This window comes from Streptomyces boetiae, from assembly GCF_031845405.1.
GTDB classification, from domain to species: domain Bacteria; phylum Actinomycetota; class Actinomycetes; order Streptomycetales; family Streptomycetaceae; genus Streptomyces; species Streptomyces boetiae.
In genome coordinates this window covers 25870-33221 of record NZ_JAVREN010000056.1, presented here as the reverse complement: position 1 = coordinate 33221, position 7352 = coordinate 25870, and the positions used below count along the sequence as shown (strand labels likewise).

Here is a 7352-nt window from a genome sequence, read left to right as displayed (position 1 = left end):
ACCACCGTCAACGCGATGGTCGCCGTCCACTGGGACGCCGGGTTCTTCGCCCCCGCCGGCGTGGAGCTGCCCCTGCTCTACGGCCTTGGCGCCGCCGCGCTCGCCCTGGCCGGCCCCGGCCGCTGGTCGGCCGACGCCGTCCTGCCGCTCCCGGCCCCGCTGCGCCCGCACCGCCTCGCCGTCGGCCTCGCCGCCCTGTCCCTGGCCCTCGCCACGGCCGCCGTCGTCCTGATCCTGCGCGGCTGACCCGGCGGCCGGCCTCTCCCAGGCTCGCGCGCCTCCCGGCGGCCTCGCCCGGCCGCCGCCGGGCGAGGCCCCCGCTCAGCGCTCCAGAATCCAGGTCTCGAACACCGCGTGGTCCGCGTCGTGGTGCTCCGCGACCCGCCAGCCGGTCGCCGCGAAGGCCGCCGCGTACTCCTCGACGGACCACGTCTTCACGCCCGTGACCTCGTGGTAGAACTCGAACGTCGGCGCGAACCACGGCTGTTCGTGCCAGTGCCGCCCCGAGGCCCGCACCACGTCCCCGATCACCAGCCGCCGCAGGTTCGGGAACCACTCGCCCCAGCCGGCCAGCACCCGGTCGATACCGCCGCGCTCGGTGGCCAGTTGGTGCAGCAGGAAGAACGTCATCGCGGTGGTCACGTCCCGGCGGACCCCGTCGTCCAGCCACTCCGGCAGCCCCGCCCCGGGGCCGCCCGGCAGCACCGAGCCGGACCTCAGCCGGAAGCGTTCGGCCAGGGCGGTCCCGGCCAGCCGCCGCCGCGCCGCCTCGATCACGCCCGCCTCGATGTCCACGCCGACCAGGGACTCGCGCGGGGCCAGCTCGCCGATGACCTGCATCCGGCCGCCGTCCGCGCAGCCGAGGTCGATGGTCGTCCCCGGCGCCTCGTCCACGGCGATCCGGGCGGCGATGGCCTTGATCGTCTCCGGGTGCCGGTGCGCGATCTCCGTGCAGCCGGCGGCCACCTCCCCGGGCGCGGTCCTGGCCGAGATCCGGTCGGCTCCGGCCGCCTCCGCGCCCAGCGCGCGGAAGGTCGGCTCCCAGCCCAGGGTCGTGACCCGCACGAAGCCCCGGTTGAACGCTATCTCCCGCCCCTCGGCGGTCAGCCGGTAGCCGGGGGCGCCCTCGGCCGCGGGCTCCAGCCAGCCGATGCGGCTCAGCGCCTGCGCCAGCGAGCGCTGCAGGCCCGTGGCCGGAACGATCGCCCGCGCGCCGCCGAGGAGTTGATCCCACCAGCCCAGGTCGTCGGCGGCGATGACGATGTGCGAGGCGGTCTGTCCCTCCAGCAGGTCGCCCAGGCGCAGGGGGGAGTTGGGGGTGGAGGAGTACGTCATGAGCTGCGGTCCCTTCTTCGAGTGGGTGGGACGTCGGGGGCGGGCGCGGCGGCGAGGGCGGCGGTGGCCTGCACCTCGATCAGCAGCCCGGCGACGGGGAGTTCGCACACGAGGGTGGTGCGGGCCGGGGCCTCGGCGCCGAAGTGCCGGGCGAAGCAGGCGTTCCAGGCGCCGAACCACCGGCGTTCCGCCAGGAAGCACTCGACGCGCAGCAGCCCGCGGCGCCCGGCGCCGGACGCGTCCAGCACGGCGTCCAGGCGGTCGAGCACCCAGGCCGCCTGCTCCTCGAAGCCCGGATGCAGGGGGCGCAGCGTGGTGGGGTCGAGGGCCGCGACGCCGGCTGTGACGACGATTCCGCCGCCCGCGCCGTAGGGAGCGAACGCCGGGGCCGCCGGGGGGCGTTGCGCGCCCGGGGCGTTCACCGCGGCCGTCGCAGCACGTCGCGCGGGCCCAGCTCGCCGACCGAGGCGACGCCCGCCAGCATCATCACCGTGCGCAGCTCCTCGACGACCAGCTCGACGGTGCGCCGCACCCCGACCTCGCCGCCGGCCGCCAGCCCGTACACGGCCAGCCGCCCCAGCAGGACCACGTCGGCGCCCAGCGCGAGCGCGGTGAAGACATCCGCGCCGGTGCGCACGCCGCTGTCGAAGGCGATCTCCACGCGCCCGGCCGCCGCCTCCGCGACCTCGGGCAGCGCGTCGAGGCTGGCGGGCGCCGGGTCGAGCTGCCGCGCGCCGTGGTTGGAGACCACCAGCGCGCAGGCGCCCGCCTCGATCGCCCGCTCCGCCGCCTCGGCCGTGAGGACGCCCTTCGCGATCCAGGGCAGGCCGCAGCGCCCGGCGGCCTCCGCCAGCCGCGCCCAGTCCCAGGCCGGGGCCGACAGGCCCAGCAGCCGCTCGAACATCTCGGCCACCTGCGGGGCGTCGGCGCCCTCGTTGTTGCCCGCGAAGTACCCGAGGTCGGGGTTGAAGCGGTTGACGCGGTTGCGCACCCGGAAGCCGGCCGTGGGGCAGTCGACGGTCACGCACAGCGCGGAGTACCCGGCCCGCTTCGCCCGCGCGGCGCGCTCCCCGAAGTGGTCGAACGGGTGGAGCTGGGCTATCCGGGCCGCCCGCGGGGCCTCCTCGGCGACCCGCTCGTAGGAGTAGGAGCCGGCCTCCGGCACGATCGAGGCGGTGCCGCAGGCCGCGTTGGCGCGGGCCACCGCGAGGTGCCCGCCGTCGTGGAAGAGGCCGTCGCCGCCGAACGGCGCGGTCAGCAGGGGCGCGGCCAGCGGAATGCCGAGGAAGGAGGTGGCCGTGGCCGGCGCGCTCACCCCGCTCATCGGCCTGGGTCTGATCGCCCACCGGTCGAACGCGGTGCGGTTGGCCCGCAGCGTGGCCTCGGCGCCCGCGCCGCCCTCCAGATAGTCCACGACGTCGGGGGAGAGCTGCTGCAGGGCCAGGTCCCTGATCTCCCCGAGCGCGGCGAAGCCGGACTCCTGCGGGTACATCGTGGGGCCGGCCGCGTCGGCCCGCAGGGCGGCTTCCGCGCTCTCGGCTGGGTCCGCCCGCAGGGCGGGGTCCGTCGTTGCGGGTGTGCTCAGGTCGGTCAACGCGACTCCTCGGGTGCGGGGCCCGGGGCGGACGGGCCCGCTCCCGGCCGGATCGGGGTGGCCACGGCCGCCTCCGGCTGCGGTGCCTCCACGCCGGTCCGGCGCGGAGTAACCGGGGACGGTGCCGCCCCCGGCCGCGAGCCGTCCCGGGCGGGGCGCGTTCCCGGCGACCGGGCCCCCCGGGCCCGCGTCGGCGCCGTGCGGCCGTACGCGGCGTACAGGGCCAGGCCCGCCGCCAGCCAGGCGGCGAAGCGCAGCCAGGTCAGGCCGGCCAGGGTGCTCGCCAGCAGCGCGCAGCCGCCCAGGGCGGCCAGCGGCAGCGCGGGCACCAGCGGGGTGCGGAACGGCCGCTCCCGGCCCGGTTCCGAGCGGCGCAGCACCAGCACCCCGGCGCACACCGCGGCGAAGGCGAACAGCGCGCCGATGTTGGTCAGTTCGGCCACCACCTCGATGGAGGTGAAGCCGGCGATCAGCGCCCCGAGCAGCCCCAGCAGCACGGCGGGCCGCACCGGCGCCCCCGTCCGCGGCGCCGTGCGGGCCAGCGACGGCGGCAGCAGCCCGTCCCGGCACATCGCGAACAGCAGCCGCGTCTGGCCGTACAGGATCATCAGCAGGCCCTTGGTCAGCGCCACCACCGAGGCGATGAGCACCACCGAGCCGATCCACCCCGCGTCCACGGCCTCGAAGGCGGTGGCCACGGGCGTGGCGTTGTTCAGGTCCGGGTAGGGCGCCACGCCCGTGAGCACCGCGCTGACCGCCATGTAGAGCCCGGTGGCCACCAGGATCGACACGATGATGGCGAACGGCAGGTCCCGCCGCGGGTCCCGGCTCTCCTCCGCGGAGGTGGCGACCACGTCGAAGCCGAGGAAGGCGAAGAACGCCAGCGCCGCCCCGCCGATCACCCCCGAGAGCCCGAAGGGGGCGAACGGCGTCCAGTGATCCGCCGTCACGTTCGGCGCGCCCACGGCGATCACGACGACGAGCACGCCGACCGTCAGCGCGACCAGCGCCTTGGTGACCCGGGCGGTGAACCGCACCTCGCCGGCCAGCACCAGCACTGTCAGCGCGACGATCAGGACGGCCGGAAGGTTCACCACCCCGCCCTCGGCCGTCGGCCCGGCGGTGAGGGCCCGGGGGAGGGCGACGCCGAAGAGGTCGTCGAGGGCCGCGCCGAGCATGCCCGACCAGCCGATGGCCACGGCCGCCCCCGCGACCACGTACTCCAGCAGGAGCGTCCAGCCCACCAGGAAGCCGGTGGCCGGTCCCAGGGTGTGCCGCGTGTAGGTGTAGGCGCTGCCCGAGACCGGGACCATCGCGGCCAGTTCGGCGTAGCACAGGGCCACCAGCACGCACACGGCCCCGGCCAGGGCGAACGACAGGACGATGGCCGGCCCGGCCTCCTGCGCCGCCGCGATCCCGGTGGTCACGAAGATCCCCGCGCCCACCATCGTGCCCACGCCCATCGCGGTCAGGTCGCCGCGCCCCAGACTCCGTCTCAGCCGCGCCGTCTCGTCACGTCTCTCCCCCGAAGGCATACGGATCTCCTCTTCTTCCGGATAATTATCTGAGAAGCACACATCATTTAGCACCCTCAGGATTCAGACCGCCGGGTGCCGGGCGGAAGGGCCGAAACTAGAAGTTTGCGCCGACGTAACAAGGCCGAGCCGCTTCGGAACGGCCGCCTCCGGCCCTCCTTGACGCGGCGTGATGCCCCCGGGCATCATCCATGTACTGTGAAGAATTTCTCAGGTAATGCGACCGAGGACCCGGTCGGCGCGGTCGGCTATCTGGGCCCTCCCGGCACCTTCACGCATCAGGCCACGCTCACCCACCCCGCGCTGGCCGAACGCGCCCACATCCCCCTGGCGGACGCCGAGAGCGTGATCGGCGCGGTGGCCCGCGGCTCGGTCGAGCTGGGCGTCCTGGCCTGGGAGAGCTCGGTGGCCGGGCTGGTCGGCCCCACCCTGGACCTGCTCGCCGCCTCCGCCTCCGAGGTCCGCATCCGCGACGACATCGCCCTGCCCGTCGAGATGTGCCTGTGGACCCGCCCCGGCGCCCGGCTGGGCGACGTGCGCCGCGTCGCCTCCCACGCGCACGCCCTCACCCAGTGCCGCGGCTGGCTGCGCGCCCACCTGCCCGCCGCCACGGTGCGCGAGACGGCCTCGACGGCCGCCGCCCTGGAGGCCGTCGCCCGCGACCGGCGCGGCACCACCGCCGCCATCGCCTCCGCCGGAGCGGGCAACGCGCCTGGCGTGCGCGGGGTGACCGTGTCGCGGCGCGCGATCGGCGACATCCCCGACGCCGTCACCCGCTTCGTCGTCCTCGGCCTCGGCGCCGCCGGCCCCCGCGAGCCCCGGCGGGCCCTGCTGGCCTGCTTCCAGCCCCAGAACCGGCCCGGCTCCCTGCTGCGCATCCTGCGGGTCTTCGCCGACCACGGCATCGAGCTGACCCACATCGAGTCCCGCCCCACCCGCACCGGCCTGGGCCACTACTACTTCCTCGTCGAGTGCCTGCTGCCCCCCTCCCGCGCCGCGAGCCTGGAGCGCGCCGCCGCCCGCCTGCGGGGCATGGGCGTGCGCGTCAAGGACCTGGGCGCCACCCCCTTCGCGCCCGCCGGCCGTTCCGGCGCGCCCGGCCCGGCCGCTCTCGGGGTGCCCGCATGAGCGACGCGACGGCCGTCCCCGCCCCGGCCCGGCCCGCCGCCGCCCGGTGGCGGGACCGCTCGATGCTGCTGGTCACCTGCGTCGGCCTGTTCGTCACCCAGCTCGACCTGACGGTCGTCAACATCGGCGTCAGCGCCGTCCAGGCCGACCTCGGCACCGGCACCTCCACCGCCACCTGGGTGGTCGCCGCCTACTTCGTCAGCTACGCGGCCTGCATGCTCGGGCTCGGCGAGCTGGGCGACGTCCTGGGCCGGGGCCGGGTCTTCCTGGCCGGGCTCCTCGGCTTCACCCTGGCCTCCGCCGCCTGCGCCCTGGCCCCGGGGGCCGCCGTGCTGATCGCCGCCCGCGCCGTGCAGGGCGTCTTCGGCGCGGCCGTCCTGGTCTCCTCCCTCTCCCTGCTGGTCCACCACTTCGACGGCCCCGGCCGGGCCCGGGTCATCGGCCTGTGGTCCGCGGTCGCCGGACTCGCCCTGGTCGCCGGGCCCACCCTCGGCGGCGTCCTGGTAGACGGGCTCGGCTGGCGCTGGATGTTCTGGATCAACCTGCCCATCTGCCTGGCCGGCATGGCCCTCGGCGCCCGCGTCGTCCCCCTCGGCCGCCCCCCGGCCGCCGGGCGCCCGGTCGACTGGCGCGGCCAGGCCCTCGCGCTGGGCGCTCTCACCGGCGTCGCCCTGGGCGTGGAGAGCCTGGCCGCCGCCCGGGGCGCCTCCCCGGCGGGATGGGCCGCCCTCGCGCTGGGCCTCCTGCTCGCCGCCGCCTTCCTCGCCTCCCAGCGCACGGCGCCCGCCCCCCTCGTTCCCCTCGCCCTCTTCCGCTCCCGGCCCTTCGGCGGGGCCAACGCCGCCGCGCTGCTGCTGAACTTCGGCACCCTCGGCCTGCTCTTCCTCCTCAGCCTGTACTTCGTGCGGGTCGCGGGCATGGAGGAGGGCATGGCCGGGCTGTGCGTCGCCCCGCTCTTCGCCGGCTACATCGCCGTCAGCACCTTCGCGGGCCGGGCCGCCGCGCGCTGGGGCAGCCGCCTGCCCGCCGCCGCCGGGCTGGCCGTGGCGGGGGTCGCGGGGGCCGCCGTGGCGCTCGCCGCCGCGGACCGGCACACCGCCCCGGTCGTCGCCGCCGCCACGCTGTGCGGCACCGGCATCGGCCTGACCCTGCCCGCGCTCATCGCGGTGTCGGTCGGCGCGGTCGGGACGGAACGCGCCGGGCTCGCCTCCGGCCTGAACAACACCGCCCGCCAGATCGGCGGAAGCCTGGGCGTCGCCACCCTCGGCGGCATCGTCGCCGCCAGCGACTCCACCCACACCGGAATCGTCCGCGCGCTCGCGGTCAACGCCGCCGTCTACCTGCTGGGCGCCTGGATCTCGTTCACCACCCTGCCGGGCAGATCCGCCGAGGAGCCCCGATGCTGATACTCGTCTACTGCAAGGACAAGCCCGGCGGCCTGCCGCTGCGCCGGGCCACCCGCGCCGAGCACCTGGAGTACATGATCGCGGCCCGCGACCGCGTCGTCTTCGGCGGGCCGCTGCTCTCCGAGGAGGGCGAGCCCGTCGGGTCGGTGTTCGCGCTGAACGCGGCCTCCCGCGCCGAGGCCGAGGCCTTCCTGGCCGCCGAGCCCTATTGCGTGGCCGGGCTGTTCGAGGAGGTCCGGGTCCACCCGATGCGCCAGATGGTGCCCGAGGAACCGGCCGGTGTCCTGGACCGGGAGCTGGCGCGGGAACGGGCCGCCGCGGCGGGCGCGCCGGGGGAGCCCGCCCCCCGGTGAC

The 7352-nt window shown here is 76.4% G+C and carries 7 protein-coding genes and 1 pseudogene; 4 read left to right on the top strand and 4 right to left on the bottom strand.

The window, feature by feature from the left end:
* Window positions 1-246 (top strand): annotated as a pseudogene (locus RM780_RS24785) (DoxX family protein); the annotation flags it as partial.
* A 75-nt stretch (window positions 247-321) separates the two neighbouring features.
* Here the strand turns inward: RM780_RS24785 and RM780_RS24780 are convergent.
* From RM780_RS24780 to RM780_RS24765, 4 genes are read right to left on the bottom strand one after another with little or no spacing between them, the layout of a single operon-like run.
* On the bottom strand, window positions 322-1335 hold the full coding sequence (locus RM780_RS24780; protein WP_311633115.1) for a class I SAM-dependent methyltransferase: 1014 nt from the start codon (window positions 1333-1335) through the stop codon (window positions 322-324).
* On the bottom strand, window positions 1332-1757 hold the full coding sequence (locus RM780_RS24775; protein WP_311633114.1) for a RidA family protein: 426 nt from the start codon (window positions 1755-1757) through the stop codon (window positions 1332-1334). Before RM780_RS24775 ends, RM780_RS24780 begins: the two co-directional genes overlap by 4 nt.
* Window positions 1754-2929: an alpha-hydroxy acid oxidase gene (locus RM780_RS24770; RefSeq protein WP_311633113.1), complete on the bottom strand. Its 1176-nt coding sequence runs from the start codon at window positions 2927-2929 to the stop codon at window positions 1754-1756. The genes RM780_RS24775 and RM780_RS24770 overlap by 4 nt, the downstream gene beginning before the upstream one ends.
* On the bottom strand, window positions 2926-4464 hold the full coding sequence (locus RM780_RS24765) for an amino acid permease (protein WP_311633112.1): 1539 nt from the start codon (window positions 4462-4464) through the stop codon (window positions 2926-2928). Before RM780_RS24765 ends, RM780_RS24770 begins: the two co-directional genes overlap by 4 nt.
* Window positions 4465-4662: 198 nt before the next feature.
* On the opposite strand from RM780_RS24765, the gene RM780_RS24760 reads away from it, so the two are divergent.
* The 3 genes from RM780_RS24760 to RM780_RS24750 are packed head-to-tail and all read left to right on the top strand — an operon-like array spanning window position 4663 to window position 7351.
* The gene (locus RM780_RS24760) at window positions 4663-5592 is read left to right on the top strand and encodes a prephenate dehydratase (RefSeq protein WP_311633111.1); all 930 of its coding nucleotides are present in this window, start codon (window positions 4663-4665) and stop codon (window positions 5590-5592) included.
* Window positions 5589-6998, top strand: a complete 1410-nt coding sequence (locus tag RM780_RS24755; protein ID WP_311633110.1) for an MFS transporter — start codon at window positions 5589-5591, stop codon at window positions 6996-6998. Before RM780_RS24760 ends, RM780_RS24755 begins: the two co-directional genes overlap by 4 nt.
* Complete coding sequence (locus tag RM780_RS24750) at window positions 6992-7351, top strand: YciI family protein (protein WP_311633109.1); 360 nt, start codon at window positions 6992-6994, stop codon at window positions 7349-7351. The genes RM780_RS24755 and RM780_RS24750 overlap by 7 nt, the downstream gene beginning before the upstream one ends.
* Window position 7352: the final 1 nt, after the last annotated feature.